The sequence below is a fragment of the Cellulomonas sp. P4_D11 genome, from assembly GCF_056401915.1.
Window position 1 is genome coordinate 39,203 of sequence record NZ_JBFUIK010000011.1, and the last position, 17,789, is coordinate 56,991.

Consider the following 17,789-nt stretch of genomic DNA (forward strand, 5'->3'; position numbering starts at 1 on the left):
CCACCGCTGGCACCCTTTCTCGCACGGTGAACGCTTCTCCCGGGCGGCGTCCCGACCTGCGACGATGACGCCGTGCCACGCCCCACCACTCCCGCCGAAGCCTGGACCGCGCTGCGCGAGGGGAACGAGCGCTTCGTCCGCGGCGAGATGCTCCACCCCTCCCAAGGTGTCGACCACCGCGCCGAGCTGAGCTCGTCGCAGCACCCGTTCGCCGTCATCTTCGGCTGCTCGGACTCGCGCGTCGCGGCGGAGATCATCTTCGACCAGGGGCTCGGCGACGTGTTCGTCGTCCGGACCGCCGGCCACGTGCTGGACACGACGGTCATCGGGTCGATCGAGTACGGCGTCGAGGTGCTGGGCGCGTCGCTCGTCGTGGTCCTCGGGCACGACAGCTGCGGGGCCGTCGCGGCCGCCACGACGGCGCTGACCACGGGCGAGCTGCCCACCGGGTTCGTGCGCGCGATCGTCGACCGCGTGATCCCGAGCATCGTCAACCTCGCGGGCGGCGGGCACGGCGCCCTGGACAGCCTGGACCCGGCGGTGCTGGGTCACGAGCACGTCAAGCACACGGTCCGGATGCTGCAGGGCTACTCGCGCTCCCTGGCCGAGGCCATCAGCGAGGGTCGGGTCGCGGTCGTCGGGCTCGAGTACACACTGGCCGACGGGACGGTGCACCTGAGCGAGGCCGCCGGCGACCTCGGCTGACGCCTCACGGCCACGGGTCGGCAGGCCTCGGCCGCGCACCCTCCTCGTCGTCGTGCGGCGTGCTCCGCTCGCGCCAGTACGCCGAACCGTCCTGCCGACGCCCGACCAGACCGCTCTCGACCAGGTCCCGCCGCAGCCGGACGGGGTCCTCGGTGAACGCGGACACCCGCTCCGTGAGCTCGACCTCGGACGCCCGCTCGCCGGGCGCGAGCACGCGCGAGGCCAGGTGCTCGAGGACGAGGGCGCGGTCGTCCTGGCGCCGGGGCGTGCGGACGAGGCGGCCGCGGTCGAGGAACCGCTCGGCGGGGCACGGGGAGGACATGCCGTCATGGTGCCCGGAGGCGCCGGGCGGCCGCACGCCGATTGCGTCACCTCGGGCAGGCCCACCCCGGCGCGTGCGGCAGGATGTTGGGCATGACTTCTGAGTTCCGCATCGAGCACGACACGATGGGCGAGGTGCGCGTCCCGGTCGACGCCCTCTACCGCGCACAGACGCAGCGGGCGGTCGAGAACTTCCCGATCTCGGGCAGTCGGCTCGAGCGCAGCCACATCGAGGCGCTCGCCCGCATCAAGAAGGCCGCGGCCCGCGCGAACGCCGAGCTGGGGGTGCTCGAGCAGGACGTCGCCGACGCCATCGTCGCCGCCGCGGACGACGTCGCCTCCGGTGCGCACGACGGCGACTTCCCGATCGACGTCTACCAGACCGGGTCGGGCACCAGCTCGAACATGAACACCAACGAGGTGCTCGCGACGCTGGCGACGCGACGCCTCGGGCGCGACGTGCACCCGAACGACCACGTCAACGCGTCGCAGTCGTCCAACGACGTCTTCCCGACCTCGGTGCACGTGGCCGCGACCGCGGGCGTCGTCCGCGACCTGATCCCGGCGCTCGAGCACCTGGCGGAGGCGTTCGAGGCGAAGGCCGTCGAGTGGGTGACGGTCGTGAAGTCGGGCCGCACGCACCTCATGGACGCCACGCCCGTGACGCTGGGCCAGGAGTTCGGCGGGTACGGGGCTGCCATCCGGTACGGCATCGAGCGGCTGCAGTCGGCGCTCCCCCGCGCCGCGGAGGTCCCGCTGGGCGGCACGGCCGTCGGCACCGGCATCAACACCCCGGCCGGGTTCCCCCAGCGCGTGATCGAGCTGCTCCGCGAGGACACGGGCCTGCCGCTGACCGAGGCGCGCGACCACTTCGAGGCGCAGAGCTCGCGCGACGGGCTGGTCGAGCTGTCGGGCGCACTGCGCACCATCGCGGTCAGCCTGACCAAGATCTGCAACGACCTGCGCTGGATGGGCTCCGGCCCGAACACCGGCCTGGGCGAGATCGCGATCCCCGACCTGCAGCCCGGCTCGTCGATCATGCCCGGCAAGGTCAACCCGGTGATCCCCGAAGCGGTGCTCATGGTCGCCGCGCGGGTCGTCGGCAACGACGCCACCGTCGCCTGGGCCGGCGCGAGCGGGTCGTTCGAGCTCAACGTGCAGATCCCCGTGATCGCCGCCGGCGTGCTCGAGTCCGTCCGGCTGCTGGCCAACGCGTCGCGGCTCCTGGCGGACAAGACCGTCGCCGGGCTCGTCGCCAACGTCGAGCGCGCCCGGGCGCTGGCCGAGTCGTCGCCGTCCATCGTCACGCCGCTCAACCGCGTCATCGGCTACGAGGCGGCCGCGAAGATCGCCAAGCACGCCGTCAAGCACGGCATCACGGTGCGCGCCGCGGTGATCGACCTCGGCTTCGTCGAGCGGGGCGAGGTCACCGAGGAGCAGCTGGACAGCGCGCTCGACGTGCTGAGCATGACGCGACCGCCGCAGGCGTGACACACGGACCCGGCCCCCATCTGGGAGCCGGGTCCGGTTTGCGTGAAGACTTCGTCGCGCCAGGCGCGACGAAGTCTCCACGCAGGCATCAGACCTCGGCGGGAACCGGGGCCGGTGCGGCCGGAGCGGAGGCGTGCGCCGGGCGGCCGCCCTTCATCGCGAGGCTGGCCGCGAGGCCCAGCACCAGCACGCCGACCGTCATCAGCATGGTCTGCGTGACCGCGGTGGCGAAGCCAGAGTGCACGGCCTGCAGCGCGACGTCCTGGATGTGCGCGGCCACGTCGGCCGGCACGGACGAGGGCAGCTGAGGCGCGGCGCCGTTGGCGAAGTTGCCGGAGGCGAACCCGTCGACGAACGGCTTGCGGAGCTCCTCCGGGAGCTGACCCGCCGCGTCCCGCGCGGCCGCGGGGATGGTGACGGCGAGGCGCGAGGTCATCATGGCGACGACCGCCGCGGACCCGATGACGCCACCGATCTGCCGCGTCGTGTTGAACGCGCCGGCGCCCGCACCGGCCGTGCGCCCGTCGAGACCCGACGTCGCCAGGTTGGCCAGCGGCGAGAACAGCGCGCCCGTGCCGATGCCGAAGAAGACCATGGGGAGCACGAGGTGCCACACGGGGGCGTCCGGCTGGACCGCGAGCGCGAGCCAGGTGATGGCGACCGCCAGGATGGCGAACCCGCTGCCGACGACCCACTTGCCGGCCACCCTGTCGGACAGCCGGCCCGCAAAGGGCGCGACGATCCCGGAGATGAGCGAGCCGGGCAGGCCCACGAGCGCGGCCTGGAGCGGCTCGAGGCCGAGGACCTCCTGGAGGAAGAGCGTGAACGGGAAGAAGATGCCGATCATCGCGAACGTCACGGCCCAGCCGGCCACGTTGGCCAGCGAGAAGTTGCGGTGGTGGAACAGGCTCAGCGGCAGGAGCGCGTCGCTGCCCCGGTGGCGCTGCCACAGCACGAAGCCGACGAGCACGATCACGCCCGCGCCGATGACGCCCCAGACCGTGACCGGGCCGGTGATGGTGCCCCAGTCGTACGTCGCGCCCTCCTGGACGCCGAAGACGACCAGGAACATGCCGACGATCGAGAGCAGGACGCCCAGGCCGTCGAACGAGCGGTTCGCCGTGGGCAGGGTGGGCAGCGTGCGGACGGCGAGGACCAGCGCGACGACGCCGACGGGGATGTTGACGTAGAAGATCCACTCCCAGCCGACGGTCTGGACCAGCAGGCCGCCCAGCACCGGGCCGGTGATGGTGGCGATGCCGGCGACGGCACCCCACAGGCCCATGGCCGACCCGCGCTTCTGCGGCGGGAAGACGCGCGTGATCATCGACATGGTCTGCGGCGTCATGAGGGCCGCGCCGACGCCCTGGGCCGCGCGAGCGGCGATCAGCAACGCGATCGACCCGGACAGGCCGCAGAGCAGCGACGTGAGCGTGAAGATGACGAGGCCGACGATGAAGACGGGCCGCGGGCCGAAGCGGTCGCCGAGCCGGCCGGTCACCAGCAGCAGCGTGGCGAACGTCAGCAGGTAGGCGCTGTTGACCCAGCCGACCGCCGTGAGGTCGGCGTCGAACGCCGTGACCAGCGACGGGATCGCGATGTTCACGATCGTGGTGTCGACCATGATCATGAAGAAGCCGAGGCACAGCGCGGGCAGGATGCTCCACGGGCTGCGGCCGTGGAGGTCGACGAGCGCGCGTGGCTGCTCGGTGGTGGAGCTCATGAGTTGTCCTTCGACGAGTGCGGGTGGGGGGAGGACGTGAGGGCGCGCTTGGCCTCGACGAAGCCGGGCGGGAACGGGCCGCCCCAGTCGAGGGCGTCGACGCGCAGCTCCTCGAGGGTGGCGTCGAGCCACGCGATCTCCGCGCGGAGCACGGCGAGGTCGTGCTCGGCGTCGAGGAGGTACCGGCGCGGTAGGCCCAGCTCCCGGACGGCCCCGTAGGACGCCTCCAGGCCGGCCAGGTTGCCCGTCTTGCGGTCGCGTCGACGCGTGAGCTGCTCGACGACGACGTCCGCAGGGAGCTCGTTGGCCTCGGCGAGACCGACGGAGAAGAGCGGGTAGGCCGGGTGCTCGTCGCCGAGGAGGCTGGCCACGCGCTCGGCGAAGGCGGCCCGGCCCGCGTCGGTGATCCGGTAGGTGGTGCGCTCGGGCCGCTTGCCGGTGCGGTCGGTGCCGACGGCCTCCACCAGCCCGTCGCGCTCGAGCCGCTCGACGCCGTGGTAGACCGCGCCGGGGTTCACCCGCACGATCCGGGTGTCGCCGCGCTCGACCAGGGTCTGGTGGAGCTGGTACGGGTGCATCGGCTGCTCGTGCAGCAGGGCCAGCACGAGCACCGCGACCGCCGAGAGCTCGGCCATGTTCACCCCTCCAGATCAACTATTCCGGCTGGAATATACCCTTGGGAGCCGGTCGTGTCACCTTTGGATCACGGTCTGCTGTGCGTTCGCGGAATCGCTCCCACACTTTCTTCTCACTCCCTTACGATCGGCCCACCGCACCGGTCCGTCTGCCGACCGCGCGCGCTCGGGACGAGGACGTCGAGAGGAGGTCGCATGGGCTGGAGCCTGCGCGTGCTGCGCCACCGCGCCGCCGCCCAGCGGACCCTCCTGGTGACCGTCGTCGCCGTCGCCCTCGTCGGCGCCTCCCTGCTGGGCACCTTCGCGCTGCTGCTCTACACCAGCGCGCACGGTGCCCTGGACACCGCCCTGGACCGCGCCCCGACGACCGCCACCGACATCGACGCCGTCGTCACGGTGGATGCCACGTCCGACCCGGCCACCGCGGTGGCCGCCGGCGAGTCGTTCCTGGACGACCTGCTCGACGACGTCCCGGCAACGCGCGGCCAGTGGCTCACGTCGCCCATGTACCGCCTGGTCGGGCAGGGCGACGGCCGCGTCCCTCCGCTCTCCTACCTGGCTGCCAACCCCCGGCTGCCGTCCGACGCCACCCTGCTCGCGGGCGCGTGGCCGACCGCTGCGACGGACGACCAGGGCCGCGTCGAGGTGGCCGTGCCGAAGGTCACGGCCGACGCGTACGGCTGGTCGCTGGGCAGCGAGCTGGCCGTGCAGAGCCTGGCGACACACGAGGACACCCGGTTCGTGGTCGTCGGCATCCACGAGCTGACCGGGCCCAGCAGCATCTGGACCCGGGACCTGCTGCAGGGCGCCGAGCACGACGCCAGCTACCCCGTCCCGGGCAGCTTCGGCTTCGTCACCACGGACGCGTGGGGTCCGTTCGTCGCGGACCCGGCCGCCCTCGACGGCGTCGGCGCCCTGGCGACCGCGGACCTCGTCGCCTCCCCGCACCTCACCGACGCGCCGGCCGGCGCGGTCACCGACCTGCGCTCGCGCCTGGACGACGCGCAAGCCTCGCTCACGGCTGCCGTGGACGGCGTCGCGGTCTCCGGCGCCTTCTCCTCGCACCTGGCCGAGACCATCGACGTCGCCGAGGGCAACCTCGCCGTCACCCGGGTCAGCATCGTGATCGTCGGCCTCATGCTCGTCGTGCTGTCCGTGACCGTCCTGCTGCTCGCGGCCCGGCTGCTGGCCGACCGGCGGGCGGCCGAGCAGACGCTGATGTCTTCTCGCGGCGCGTCCGGCCGCCAGCTGCTCGGCCTGGCGTCGCTCGAGGCGGCCGTGGTCGCGCTGCTCACCACGCTGGTGTCCCCGTGGCTCGCGGGGCTCCTCTTCGGGCTCATCACGTCGTTCGGCCCGCTCGAGCGGGCCGGGATGCACACCGACCCGGGCCGGCCCGTCTCGCTCTGGATCACCTGCGTCGTGGCGTCGTTCGTCCTGGCCGGCGTCCTGCTCGGGCCGCTCCTGCGACGCCGGGGCAGCGTCGTCGACACCGAGCAGCAGCTGGTCCGCCAGGACCGGCGCGGCGGCCTGGCGAGGTCCGGCGTGGACCTGGCGCTGGTCGCCGTCGCCGGGGTGGCGGTGTGGCAGCTGCAGACGTACCGCTCCCCCGTGCTGGCCGGCGCGCGACTCGACCCCATCCTCGTCGCGGCGCCGGCGCTGCTGCTCCTCGCCGGCGCGGTGCTCGCGCTGCGGGCGCTGCCGCTGGTGGCCGCCGTCGGCGAACGGCTCGCCGCGCGCGGCCGCTCGCTCGTCGCCCCCCTGGCCGCCTGGGAGGTCGGTCGACGGCCGTCCCGCGCGGCGGGCGCCGTGCTGCTGCTCACGCTCGCGCTGGCCGTCGGCTCCTTCTCGCAGTCGTTCCTTGCCACCTGGCGGACGTCGCAGGCCGACCAGGTCGACCTGCTGGTGGGCACGGACGTGCGGGTGAGTCGGCTCAACGGCGAGGCGATGGCGCAGTCGGACGTCGTCGCCGGCCTCGAGGGTGCGCAGGCCACGAGTGCGGTGGCGTTCCGCAGCGTCCGCTTCGGCGTGCCCACCGACGGCGAGGACGCCACCAACGCCGGCACGGTCAACCTCCTGGCCCTCGACGCCACGCGCGGCGGCGACCTGCTGCGCGGCCGCATCACGCCCGACTGGGGTCAGATCAGCGCACCGCTGGTACCGACGACACCCGACGGGGCGATCCCGCTCCCCGGAGCACCGACCTCCCTGCTCCTCGACGTCGACAGCTCCGTCACGCCTGCGCTGAAGGGCGCGCTGCTGGTCACGGTGGTGGTCGAGGACCCGTCCGGCACCCGCACGGCGTTGGTGCTGCCGGTCGTGCCGCTGGTCGGGACGACGCCGGACGTCAGCGTCCCGCTGCCCGCCGCCGTCGAGGGGCTGCGCCTGGTCGCGGTCGTGGCCCAGGGCCTTGCGGACGGTGAGGACTTCGGCGAGCGGTACGGCGGCCGGCCCGGCCAGACGATCGCGGTGGTCGTGAGCGTCGGGAACCTGCGGGTGGTCGAGCGGCCGGCCGGGGCGTCGGCCGACACCGTGACGCCCGTCCCCCTGGACGGCGCGACGTGGACGGGCAGCGCGCCCGCGACCGACCGCGGCCGGCGGGCGCTGGTGGTCACCGAGGTCGACGGTGGCCGCCTCAGAGTCAGCGCGCACCTGGACGCGGTCGGGCTGGTGTTCGGCGAGGCCCGGATGGCCGCGATGACGTTCGTGGACCCCGGCGTGGTGCCGGTGGTGGCGACGGACACCGTGCTGGCCGGCCTCGGGGCACAGGTCGGGGACACCGTGCAGCTCGATCTCGGCGGCGCACCCGTCCGCGTGTCGATCGAGCGCGAGGTCCCGTACCTGCCCGGCATGCCCCGCGGCGCCGGCATGCTGGTCGACCGCGACCTGCTGGGCCGGTCGGCGCTGCAGTCGGCGTGGACCGACCCGCTCCTGGACGAGTGGTGGCTGCAGGTGCCCGACGAGCACGCCGCCGCGCTGGCGGACCAGGTGGTGTCGGACGAGCTGGGCGTCCCGACCAGCCGCGTCGAGGTGCGGACGACGGCGATCGAGGGTCCGCTGCGCGTGGGCGTGCAGGCCGCGCTCTGGATCGTCACGTTCGCCGCGCTGGCGCTCGCGGTGGCCGGCTTCGCGATGAGTGCGACCGTCGCGGTCCGCACGCGGCGTCTCGAGCTCGCGCGGCTGCAGGCGCTCGGCGCGTCCCGCCCCTCGCTCGTGCGGTCGGTCCTGGTCGAGCACGTCATCCTCGGCACCCTCGGGCTTGCCGCGGGCCTCGCGCTCGGGGCCCTCCTCGCGTGGGTCGTCGCGCCCCTGGTCACGGTCTCCGCGACCGGTGGCCGGCCCGTCCCGCAGGTCGTCGTGCACTGGCCGTGGCCGGCCGAGGTCGCGCTGCTCACGCTCCTCGTCCTGCTCGTCGGCACCGCCGTGGCCCTCACGACGAACCTGCTCCTGCGCCGCGCGTCCGGCGAGCTCCTGCGGCTGGGGGACGAGCGATGAGCGTGACGACCACGCGTGCCGCCGTCGGGTGGCGGGCGGCGACCGCCGACGGGGTGCTCGTCGCGCGGCGGCGCAGCCGACAGGACGCCGGGCTGCTCACGCTCTCGGCGCTGCTGCTCGCGGTCACGGTGCTGCTCTCGCTCGTCGTGCCGCGGGTCGTGCTGCGGATGGCCGACGAGGGCGTGCAGCAGTCCGTCACCGACGCCGGCCGGACGGCGGACGTCGTCGCGACCATCGGCGTCGCGCTGGGCAACGCGGACGGCCGCCAGGACGACGCCGCGATCCTCGTCGCCAACGCCGCGGCCGGGATGGCCGACCTGCTGCCGCTGCCGGTGCGTGACGTCACGGACGCGCCCGTCACGGCCGTGGAGAGCCCGTCGGCGACGATCGACACCTCCGCCGGCCTGGTCGCGACGCGCCTCGTGCACGTGGCGTACGGCGCCCCGGAGCACGCCGGCGAGGACACGACCCCGACGGTCCGGTGGGTCACGGGCCTCGAGCCCCGGATGTCGCCGCCGCCCGTCCTGACGAGCACGAGCCCGAACGCCCTGCCGCCGGCCGACAGCCCGCGCCTGGTCGAGGTCGGCGTCTCCGCGTCCGCCGCACAGGACGTCGGGATCGCCGTGGGCGACCGGTTCGCGCTCAAGGGACCGACGCTCGGCGCCGTCGAGGTCGTGGTGACCGGCCTGTACGAGCCGCTCGACGCCGGCTCCCCGCTGTGGGCCGCGCAACCGGACCTGCTGGGCGAGACGCCGACCCCCGCCGAGGCCGCCGCCGTCGGCCGCGTGGCCCTGCTCCTGTCCGACGCGTCGCTTCCGGACATGCAGCTCGGGATGACGTCGCAGTCCGTCGAGACGATCGTCCGGTTCCCCGCGCTGCCCGGCGACCTGGCCGCCACGGACACCGACGAGATCGAGCGCGCCGTCGTCCAGCTGCTCGCCGACCCGACCGTGCTCACCGGCTCGGACGGGCACACCCCCGTGGTCACCACCGGGCTCGGCACGGTGCTGCTCGCGGCCGACGCGCGGCTGCTGGCCGGCACGGCCCAGGCCTCGGTGCTGCTGATCGGGCTGGCCACCGTCGGCGCGCTCGCGCTCGTGCTCGCCGCCCGCCTGCTCGTGGTGCGCCGCGAGACGTTCCTGCTCGCCGAGCGCGCCAGGGGTGCGTCCGTGGCCTCCGTCGTGGTGCGCGCCCTGGTGGAGAGCGTGCCGCTCGTCGTGCTCGCCGCCGCCGTCGGTGCCCTGGGCGCGTGGCTGCTCGAGCCCGACGCCCGCGGGTCGTGGACCATCGCCGCGGTCGTCGCCGTCGTGGCGGCGGTGGCGCCGGCGATCGCCGCCGGCGGGGTGGTCCGCGGCGCGTGGACGGGGCGCCGGCTGCCCGCCAACCGGGTGGACCGGGAGAGGCTGGTGCGCCGCCGGCGCGTCCGCCGCCTGACCGCCGAGCTGGCCCTCGTCGCGGTCGCCGCCGCGGCGCTGGTGTCCGTGCACGCGCGCGGGCTGCTGCAGACCACGACCGGCGGGGTCGACCTGCTGCTCGCGGCGACGCCCGTGCTGCTCGCGACCGCCGCGACCCTCCTCGTCGCCCGGGCCCTGCCACCCGTCCTGCGCGGCCTGTCCCGGCTCGCGACCCCCCGGCGCGGGCTGACCCCCGTCATCGCCACCGCTCGGGCGAGCAGCACCGCCGGCACCCGAGTCCCGCTGCTGACCCTCACGGTCGCGGTCGCTCTCGTCGTCTTCTGCGGGACGACGGCCGTCACCGTGCAGCGCGGCCAGCTCGCGGCGGCCGACATCGTGGTCGGAGCCCCCGTCCGCCTCGACGGCACGATCCCACCGGAGGCGCTCGACGCGCTGCGCGACGAGCCCGGCGTCACGGCCGTCGCGGGCGCCCTCGCGCTCGGCGGACGGACGTTCGGCAAGGAGAGCGGCGTCAAGGCGCGGCTGGTCCTGGTCGACGCGGCCGACCTCGCCGCGGTGCTGGCGGCCGCGGGTCGCCCGGTCGACGCGGGCCTCGCGGGCCTCGGCGACGGGACCGGGTCGCAGGTGCCGGCGCTCATCACGCCCGCGCTCGAGAGCACGGCCGCGCTGGTCCAGCCCGCGGTGATGGGCAAGACCGGGTTCGTCGACCTGCACGTCGTCGGCACGGCCCAGCACCCGCCCGTGGTCCCCGAGAAGGGGGACACCGCCCCGGCCGACACCGACGCCGTCGTGATCGTCGACCGCACGCGCTTCGAGGCGGCGACCGGGATCGACGTCGCACCCTCGACCGTGTGGGTCGACGGTCCGGGCGCCGTGGACGCCGTCCGCGCCGCCGGCCTCACCGACATGTCCGGGGTCACCGTCACCGAGCGCACCACGTGGCTCGACGACTGGCGCTCGTCGCCGCTGACCGCCGGGCTGCTCATGCTCCTGGTGGCGGTCGGCATCGCGCTCGCGGGCTACGCGGCCGTCGCGCTGGTGCTCACCGTGGTGGCGACGTCGCGCGAGCGCGGCCGCACCTTGTCCGCGCTGCGCACCCTGGGGCTCGACGCCCGGACCGCGCGCGCCATGACGTTCGGCGAGCTCGCGCCGCTGGCGATCGCGGCGCTGGTCGCCGGCACGGCCGTCGGCATCGCGGTGCCCTGGATGCTCACGGGGGCGCTCGGGCTCGACCTGGTCACCGGCGCGGCCGAGGCGACGACGTTGCAGGTCACGTGGGTCCCGATCGTGGGCGCCGCGGCGGTCGTGCTGGTCGCGCTGGCGGCAGCGGTGGTGGTCGAGTCGGCCGTGCGCCGGCGCGACCGGCTGGGTGAGGTGCTGCGGGTGGGCGAACGATGATTGTCCGACGAGGGAGGCACACGTGACCGTCACGGAGACCACGCTCGGCGCGCTCGAGGAGCGTGCCCAGCAGCGCACGGGGGCGTTCGGCGAGCACGCGCTCATCGTGTGCGACTCGTTGGTGCGCATCTACCAGTCGGAGGGGATCGAGGTGCAGGCCCTGCAGGGCCTCGACCTGCTCGTGGAGGACGGGGAGCTCGTCGCGATCGTCGGCGCCTCCGGGTCCGGCAAGTCGACCCTGCTGTCCGTGCTGTCCGGCCTCGACGTCCCGACCGCCGGGCGCGTCCGCGTCGGCCCGTGGGACCTCATGGCGATGTCGAGCGCCCAGCGCGTGGCGTACCGGCGCTCGATGGTCGGGTTCGTCTGGCAGCAGACCGCGCGCAACGTCGTGCCCTACCTCACCGCCACGGAGAACGTCGCCTTCCCCCTCGCCCTGTCCGGCGTCCGGCGCAAGGAGCGCGACCGCCGGGCCGCCGAGCTGCTCGAGGTGCTCGGCGTCGGCTACTGCGCGCAGCGACGACCGGGGCAGATGTCCGGCGGCGAGCAGCAGCGCGTCGCCATCGCCGTCGCGCTCGCCAACGCCCCGCAGGTCCTGTTCGCCGACGAGCCGACCGGGGAGCTCGACTCCGCGACCTCGCACGACGTCCTGGAGGGCCTGCGGACCGTCAACCGCGAGCTGGGCACCACGGTCGTCGTCGTCACGCACGACCCCGGCGTGAGCGAGCACGTGCAGCGCACCGTGGCCATCCGTGACGGGCGCACCAGCTCGGAGGTCGTGCGGCGCACCCACACGCGCGAGGACGGCACCGAGCACGTGGTGGCCGAGGAGCTCGCGGTGCTCGACCGCGCCGGGCGCGTGCAGCTGCCCAAGGAGTACCGCGACACGCTCAACCTGGTCGGTCGCGTGCGGCTCGCGCTGGAGGAGTCGCACGTGTCGCTGTGGCCCGACCGGCCCGTCCCCGCGCGCGAGGTCGGCGGCCCGCCGACGCCCGCGCCGTCCGTCGACGGCGCCGCGGCTCCCCGACCGCCCGGCCGTCACTCGGCGCCCGCACCCACGGCCGACGAGGCGACGCCATGACCGCCCGGCCGCCGCTCGGACCCGGATCCCTCGACGGCCAGGAGGCCTCCCGGTGACCACCACGACCACCACGACCACCACCCCGGCGGCGGGCGCCACCGACCCCGTCGTCCGCGTCGAGCACGTCGGCCGGACCTACGGCAGCGGCACGGGCGCGGTGCACGCGCTGCGCGACGTGTCGTTCACGATCCAGCCCGGCGAGCTCGTCGCGCTGGTCGGCCGCTCCGGCTCGGGCAAGACGACCCTGCTCAACGTCATCGGCGGCCTCGACCGCCCCGACGAGGGCCGCGTGGTCGTCGACGGGCGCGAGGTGTCCTCGCTCGACGAGGGCGGCCTGGTCGAGCTGCGTCGAGACGTCGTCTCGTTCGTGTTCCAGACGTTCGGCCTGGTGCCGGTGCTGTCGGCGGCGGAGAACGTGGGCGTGCCGCTGCGGCTGCGCAAGCTGCCCACCAAGGACCGCGAGGCGCGGGTCCAGCTCCTGCTCGACCTCGTGGGCCTCGGCCCGCACGCTCAGCAGCGTCCGGGCGAGCTGTCCGGCGGCCAGCAGCAGCGCGTCGCGATCGCCCGGTCGCTCGCCAACTCCCCGCGCCTGCTGGTGGCCGACGAGCCGACGGGGCAGCTGGACACCGAGACCGGCACGGCCGTGATGGCCCTCATCCGCGCGGTAGTCGAGGCCGAGGGCATGACCGCCATCGTCTCCACGCACGACCCGCTCATGGTGTCGCTGGCCGACCGCGTGCTGCACATCGCCGACGGGCAGCTGGTCGAGGGCTGATCCCGGTCAGGCAGGTCAGGCGGGCCTCAGGACCACGCGACCGATCGGGCTGACCCACGACGAGCCGGCGAGCGGGCTCTGGCGCGCGACCGACGTGTCGGCGTCGAGCGGCTCGGCGGCCCGCTGCGCGCGGGTCAGCGCCCAGCGGAAGTCGTAGACCCACGCCCTGCCGCCGGGCCGGAGCACGCGTCGGACCTCGGCCATCCCCGCGGTCGGGTCGACCCAGTGGTGCTGGCTGATCGTCGAGACGACGACGTCGAACGTGGCGTCGGGCCACGGCAGCCGGGCGACGTCGGCGACCGTGAACGTCACCGACGCTGGGGCGGACCCGACGGCCTGCGCGATCATCTCCGGGGACAGGTCGACCGCGTCGATCTCGAGGTCGGGGCGGCGCTCGGCCAGCAGCCGCGGCAGGGCGCCGGGTCCGGTGCCGACGTCGAGCACGCGCGCACCCGCCGGCAGCGCGAGGGCGTCGACGTCGCGGGCCACGCGCCGGTAGAGGCTCGCGGCGAGGTGGCCGGCGAACCGGCTGTACTGCGCGGGGTGGTGCACGAGACCGAACATGCTCTCGCGGGCGTGGTGCGACACGGTGCTCATCAGGCTCTCCGATACAGTTGTATGGCACAACTCTTAGGGAGAGGGTAGGCGCAGCAGTTGTACGACACAACCTTTCCGGACGACGACCTCCGCCGGTTCTTCCAGCAGCTCGCGCGCACCAGCGGTCTGCTGGAGGCCGTCCAGACGCCGCACGAGCACGCCGGCGTGCGGCTGTCGCTGTCCGAGACGTTCGCGCTCGGCGAGCTGGCCGGGACCGGCTCGCTCTCCCAGCAGGAGCTCGCCACCCGGCTCGGGCTCGAGAAGAGCACCGTGAGCAGGCTCGCCGCGGGGCTCGAGGGCCGTGGGTGGATCTCGCGCGAGCGGGACGCCGACGACCGTCGCCTCTACCGGCTGCAGCTCACCGCCGAGGGGCGCGACGTCGCGGACCGGGTCGGTGCCGAGCTCCGCGAGCACCACGGCCGCCTGCTCGCCCGGCTGACGGCCGACGAGAGACGGGCGCTGGCGGTGGGCCTGGGCGCGCTGGTGCGGGAGCTCGACGCGCACGCGCGTTCCTGAGACGCACGAACGCCCGGGACCCGACAGGGACCCGGGCGTTCGTCCGTGCGTCAGACCTCGATGCCCTCCAGCAGCTCGGTGACCAGCGCCGCGACCGGCGAGCGCTCCGAGCGGGTCAGCGTGATGTGCGCGAAGAGCGGGTGGCCCTTGAGCGCCTCGATGACCGCCGCGACGCCGTCGTGCCGGCCGACGCGCAGGTTGTCTCGCTGGGCCACGTCGTGCGTGAGGACGACGCGCGAGCTCTGCCCGATGCGCGACAGCACCGTGAGCAGGACGTTCCGCTCGAGCGACTGGGCCTCGTCGACGATCACGAAGGCGTCGTGCAGCGAGCGCCCCCGGATGTGGGTGAGCGGCAGGACCTCGAGGATGTCGCGGTCCATGATCTCCTCGACGACCTCCTTGGAGACCAGGGCCCCGAGGGTGTCGAACACGGCCTGCGCCCAGGGGTTCATCTTCTCGTCGGCGCTGCCCGGCAGGTAGCCGAGGTCCTGGCCGCCCACCGCGTACAGCGGGCGGAACACCATGACCTTGCGGTGCTGCCGACGCTCGAGCACGGCCTCCAGGCCGGCGCACAGCGCGAGCGCCGACTTGCCCGTGCCGGCCCGCCCGCCGAGGGAGACGATGCCGATCTCCTCGTCGAGCAGCAGGTCGATCGCGATCCGCTGCTCGGCGCTGCGCCCGTGCAGGCCGAACACGTCCTGGTCGCCGCGGACCAGCTGCACGTGCTTGTCGGCCGTCACGCGGCCGAGGGCCGAGCCGCGCGGGCTGTGCAGCACGACGCCGGTGTGGCAGAGCAGGTCGTTGGGGTTCGGGCTGCCCGCGGTGAACCCGGCGGGCACGTCGGCGAGCGGGATCGTCTCGTGCTCCCACAGGGTCGACATCTGCTGCTCGGAGAGGTCGAGCGCGTCCATCCCGGTCCACCCGGAGTCCACGGCCAGCTCGGCGCGGTACTCCTCCGCGCGCAGGCCCACCGCCGACGCCTTGACGCGCATCGGCAGGTCCTTGGACACGACCGTGACGTCCTTGCCCTCGGCCGCGAGGTTGGCCGCGACGGCGAGGATGCGGGTGTCGTTGTCGCCCAGCCGGAAACCGGCGGGCAGGACCATGGGGTCGGTGTGGTTCAGCTCGACGCGCAGCGTTCCGCCGTCCTCGCCCAGCGGGATCGGGGTGTCGAGGCGGCCGTGCTCGATGCGCAGGTCGTCGAGCATCCGCAGGGCCGCGCGGGCGAAGTAGCCCAGCTCCGCGTGGTGGCGCTTCGCCTCGAGCTCCGTGATGACCACGACGGGCAGCACCACGTCGTGCTCGGCGAAGCGCAGGATCGCCCGCGGGTCGGACAGCAGGACCGAGGTGTCCAGCACGTGTGTCCGACGCCCCTCGAGCGGCTCCTCGAGCGTCGTGGACTCGGTGTCGTGCTGCGCGTTGCTGACCACGGCAGGCTCCCTCCGGCGCTACGTGCGCCGCGACGGGCACCGGACGCCGGCGTCCTGCCAGAGCAGGACCACGCACCGACGAACGGCGACGGGACGGGGGCGGTCGGCCGAGGGCCGGATCCGGCCCACCTCCCGGAGCAGATGCTCCATGGGCTGGCCTCCCGGGGACGGCGGTCGCCGTCCTCTACGCCGGAACATAAGCCCGCCGCGGAGCGCCTCGAGGGAGGCACGCGAAGGTGTAACACGGTGTTCACCTGGACGATGGCCGACACCCGGCCGGCCCGGATCACCCGCACGCCGCGGACCCGCAGGTGGGAGCCGCGGAGGCGGTCCGAACGGCCGTCCAGGTCCGTCGGCGACCCCGGAAACATTTCGCCCGCTGTCCCGAGCGCGGCGTGTCGGCGCGGGTGACGACGGGGCAGGGCCGGGCGTCAGCGCCCGCCGCGACGCTCCCGGGCGGCGTACGCGCGGACCGCGCGCAGGAAGTCCACGCGCCGGAAGTCGGGCCAGTACGCCTCGCAGAAGTAGAACTCCGAGTGCGCGCTCTGCCACAGCAGGAAGCCGCCGAGCCGCTGCTCGCCCGAGGTCCGGATCACGAGCTCGGGGTCGGGCTGACCCTTCGTGTAGAGGTGCTCCGCGATGTGCTCGACGTCGAACGCCTCCGCGAGCTCGTCCAGGCTCGACCCGGCGTCCGCGTGCTCGCGCAGGAACGACTTCACGGCGTCGGCGATCTCGCGCCGCCCGCCGTACCCGACCGCCACGTTGACGTGCAGGCCGACGACGTCGGCGGTGGCCTCCTCCGCGGAGACCAGGGCCTTGACCGTCTGGTCCGGGAGCAGCTCGAGCGCGCCGACGGCCTGGATGCGCCAGCGCCCCGTCGCCGCGAGCGACCCGACCGCGTCCTCGATGATGCCGAGGAGCTGCTCGAGCTCGTCGGCGCCGCGCGCGAGGTTGTCCGTGGACAGCATCCAGAGGGTGACCACCTCGACGCCGATGTCCTCGCTCCACTCGAGCAGGTCGGCGATCTTGTCGGCCCCCGCCTGGTGCCCGTGCCGGGTGGACTCCCCCACGCTGCGCGCCCACCGGCGGTTGCCGTCGAGGATGACCCCGACGTGCCGCGGGAGCCCGTCCTTCGGGAGCGACGCCGCCAGCCGGCGTTCGTAGAGCCCGTAGAGCGGGTGGGGCAGACGCACGCGCACTCCTTCGACCGGGCGACGGGAACCCGCTCACCGTACTCGTCGCGGACGGCCCCGCGGACCCCGTCCGCCGACGAGCGGGAGGCCAACCTGGGACGCGCCCCCGTTGGGTCCGACGGGCCGCGCGCGGTACGTTCCAGAGGGCGCCGACGAGCGCCGCACCGACCGCGTCACACCGGGTGCGCCACGGTCGACACCTCTACCTACGGTGTCGTAACCTACGGTCTCGTAGGTTACCGCTGACGAATCGAGACCCGTCCATGAGCTCCTCTCCCGCGCCCGCCCCGGGAACGTCCGGTGCGCAGCCCGCGGCCCCGTCGACCACGGTCACCGGGGAGCTCACCGAGGAGGCCGGCGGCATCGTCGAGCGCGTCGCGGACTCGGTCAAGCCGCACCTGCGTGGCTGGATCCACGCGGGCGTCTCGCCCTTCGTGCTCGTCGCGTCGATCGTGCTCGTCGTGCTCTCGCCGACGCCCGAGGCCAAGTGGTCCACCGCCGTCTTCGGGCTCACGGCCGTCATGCTCTTCGGCACCAGCGCGTTCTACCACCGGGGACACTGGTCGCCGACGACCGCCGGCGTCCTGCGACGCCTCGACCACACCAACATCTTCCTCATCATCGCGGGCACCTACACGCCGCTCTCGGTGCTGCTGCTGCCCGCCACCACCGCCCGCGTGCTGCTCATCGTCGTGTGGTCGGGCGCCCTGATCGGGCTGCTGGCCCGCGTCTTCTGGCTCGGCGCGCCCCGCTGGGTGTACGTGCCGGTGTACGTGGCGCTCGGGTGGGTCGCCGTCTGGTTCTTCCCGGAGTTCTACCGGGCGGGCGGCGCCGTCATCGTCGGGCTCATCGCCGGCGGCGGGCTCGCGTACACGCTCGGCGCGGTCGTCTACGGCACCAAGTGGCCCAACCCGAGCCCGCGCTGGTTCGGCTTCCACGAGATCTTCCACGTGCTGACCGTCATCGGGTTCACGTGCCACTACATCGCGGTGTCGATGGCCTCGTACGGCTCCGCCTGAC

At 74.2% G+C, this 17,789-nt stretch carries 14 protein-coding genes; 8 read left to right on the forward strand and 6 right to left on the reverse strand.

Annotation, left to right across the window (positions count from 1 at the left end):
- Window positions 1-72: 72 nt before the first annotated feature.
- Window positions 73-705 carry a carbonic anhydrase gene (locus tag AC1DT4_RS08985; protein WP_477089438.1) on the forward strand — a complete coding sequence of 211 codons (633 nt, stop codon included), beginning with the start codon at window positions 73-75 and terminating at the stop codon, window positions 703-705.
- A 4-nt stretch (window positions 706-709) separates the two neighbouring features.
- Here AC1DT4_RS08985 and AC1DT4_RS08990 read toward each other — a convergent pair whose 3' ends face one another.
- Window positions 710-1,027, reverse strand: a complete 318-nt coding sequence (locus tag AC1DT4_RS08990) for a DUF2087 domain-containing protein (protein WP_477089439.1) — start codon at window positions 1,025-1,027, stop codon at window positions 710-712.
- A gap of 92 nt (window positions 1,028-1,119) precedes the next feature.
- Here AC1DT4_RS08990 and AC1DT4_RS08995 point away from each other — a divergent pair, with 92 nt between their 5' ends.
- Window positions 1,120-2,517: a class II fumarate hydratase gene (locus AC1DT4_RS08995; RefSeq protein WP_477089440.1), complete on the forward strand. Its 1,398-nt coding sequence runs from the start codon at window positions 1,120-1,122 to the stop codon at window positions 2,515-2,517.
- Between the two features lie 88 nt (window positions 2,518-2,605).
- Here AC1DT4_RS08995 and AC1DT4_RS09000 read toward each other — a convergent pair whose 3' ends face one another.
- Window positions 2,606-4,240: a DHA2 family efflux MFS transporter permease subunit gene (locus AC1DT4_RS09000; RefSeq protein ID WP_477089441.1), complete on the reverse strand. Its 1,635-nt coding sequence runs from the start codon at window positions 4,238-4,240 to the stop codon at window positions 2,606-2,608.
- Complete coding sequence (locus AC1DT4_RS09005; protein ID WP_477089442.1) at window positions 4,237-4,875, reverse strand: PadR family transcriptional regulator; 639 nt, start codon at window positions 4,873-4,875, stop codon at window positions 4,237-4,239. The genes AC1DT4_RS09000 and AC1DT4_RS09005 overlap by 4 nt, the downstream gene beginning before the upstream one ends.
- Window positions 4,876-5,070: 195 nt before the next feature.
- On the opposite strand from AC1DT4_RS09005, the gene AC1DT4_RS09010 reads away from it, so the two are divergent.
- Genes AC1DT4_RS09010 through AC1DT4_RS09025 form a run of 4 tightly spaced genes read left to right on the forward strand, consistent with a single transcriptional unit; the run spans window position 5,071 to window position 13,033 of the window.
- Window positions 5,071-8,367, forward strand: coding sequence for an FtsX-like permease family protein (locus AC1DT4_RS09010; RefSeq protein ID WP_477089443.1), 3,297 nt, complete (start codon window positions 5,071-5,073; stop codon window positions 8,365-8,367).
- On the forward strand, window positions 8,364-11,180 hold the full coding sequence (locus AC1DT4_RS09015; protein WP_477089444.1) for an FtsX-like permease family protein: 2,817 nt from the start codon (window positions 8,364-8,366) through the stop codon (window positions 11,178-11,180). The genes AC1DT4_RS09010 and AC1DT4_RS09015 overlap by 4 nt, the downstream gene beginning before the upstream one ends.
- A 22-nt stretch (window positions 11,181-11,202) precedes the next feature.
- The gene (locus AC1DT4_RS09020; RefSeq protein WP_477089445.1) at window positions 11,203-12,258 is read left to right on the forward strand and encodes an ABC transporter ATP-binding protein; all 1,056 of its coding nucleotides are present in this window, start codon (window positions 11,203-11,205) and stop codon (window positions 12,256-12,258) included.
- A gap of 52 nt (window positions 12,259-12,310) precedes the next feature.
- Window positions 12,311-13,033, forward strand: coding sequence for an ABC transporter ATP-binding protein (locus AC1DT4_RS09025; RefSeq protein WP_477089446.1), 723 nt, complete (start codon window positions 12,311-12,313; stop codon window positions 13,031-13,033).
- Window positions 13,034-13,048: 15 nt separating this feature from the next.
- Here the strand turns inward: AC1DT4_RS09025 and AC1DT4_RS09030 are convergent, their stop codons facing one another.
- Window positions 13,049-13,630, reverse strand: a complete 582-nt coding sequence (locus AC1DT4_RS09030; RefSeq protein ID WP_477089447.1) for a class I SAM-dependent methyltransferase — start codon at window positions 13,628-13,630, stop codon at window positions 13,049-13,051.
- 57 nt (window positions 13,631-13,687) lie between these two features.
- On the opposite strand from AC1DT4_RS09030, the gene AC1DT4_RS09035 reads away from it, so the two are divergent.
- A complete protein-coding gene (locus AC1DT4_RS09035; protein ID WP_477089448.1) occupies window positions 13,688-14,146 on the forward strand; it encodes a MarR family winged helix-turn-helix transcriptional regulator in 459 nt (152 codons plus the stop codon).
- Between the two features lie 50 nt (window positions 14,147-14,196).
- On the opposite strand, the gene AC1DT4_RS09040 is transcribed toward AC1DT4_RS09035, so the two are convergent.
- Together AC1DT4_RS09040 and AC1DT4_RS09045 are read right to left on the reverse strand one after the other, a co-directional pair.
- Window positions 14,197-15,576: a PhoH family protein gene (locus AC1DT4_RS09040; protein ID WP_477089449.1), complete on the reverse strand. Its 1,380-nt coding sequence runs from the start codon at window positions 15,574-15,576 to the stop codon at window positions 14,197-14,199.
- Window positions 15,577-16,007: 431 nt separating this feature from the next.
- Window positions 16,008-16,769 carry an isoprenyl transferase gene (locus AC1DT4_RS09045; protein WP_477089450.1) on the reverse strand — a complete coding sequence of 254 codons (762 nt, stop codon included), beginning with the start codon at window positions 16,767-16,769 and terminating at the stop codon, window positions 16,008-16,010.
- A gap of 263 nt (window positions 16,770-17,032) precedes the next feature.
- Here AC1DT4_RS09045 and trhA point away from each other — a divergent pair, with 263 nt between their 5' ends.
- A complete protein-coding gene (trhA, locus tag AC1DT4_RS09050) occupies window positions 17,033-17,788 on the forward strand; it encodes a PAQR family membrane homeostasis protein TrhA (protein WP_477089451.1) in 756 nt (251 codons plus the stop codon).
- The last annotated feature ends 1 nt before the right edge of the window (window position 17,789 follow it).

Coding starts and splice junctions, on each gene's coding strand:
- AC1DT4_RS08990 (WP_477089439.1), bottom strand. CDS start 1,027: ATGTCCTCCCCGTGCCCCGCCGAGCGGTTCCTCGACCGCGGCCGCCTC.
- AC1DT4_RS08995 (WP_477089440.1), top strand. CDS start 1,120: ATGACTTCTGAGTTCCGCATCGAGCACGACACGATGGGCGAGGTGCGC.
- AC1DT4_RS09000 (WP_477089441.1), bottom strand. CDS start 4,240: ATGAGCTCCACCACCGAGCAGCCACGCGCGCTCGTCGACCTCCACGGC.
- AC1DT4_RS09005 (WP_477089442.1), bottom strand. CDS start 4,875: ATGGCCGAGCTCTCGGCGGTCGCGGTGCTCGTGCTGGCCCTGCTGCAC.
- AC1DT4_RS09010 (WP_477089443.1), top strand. CDS start 5,071: ATGGGCTGGAGCCTGCGCGTGCTGCGCCACCGCGCCGCCGCCCAGCGG.
- AC1DT4_RS09015 (WP_477089444.1), top strand. CDS start 8,364: ATGAGCGTGACGACCACGCGTGCCGCCGTCGGGTGGCGGGCGGCGACC.
- AC1DT4_RS09030 (WP_477089447.1), bottom strand. CDS start 13,630: ATGAGCACCGTGTCGCACCACGCCCGCGAGAGCATGTTCGGTCTCGTG.
- trhA (WP_477089451.1), top strand. CDS start 17,033: ATGAGCTCCTCTCCCGCGCCCGCCCCGGGAACGTCCGGTGCGCAGCCC.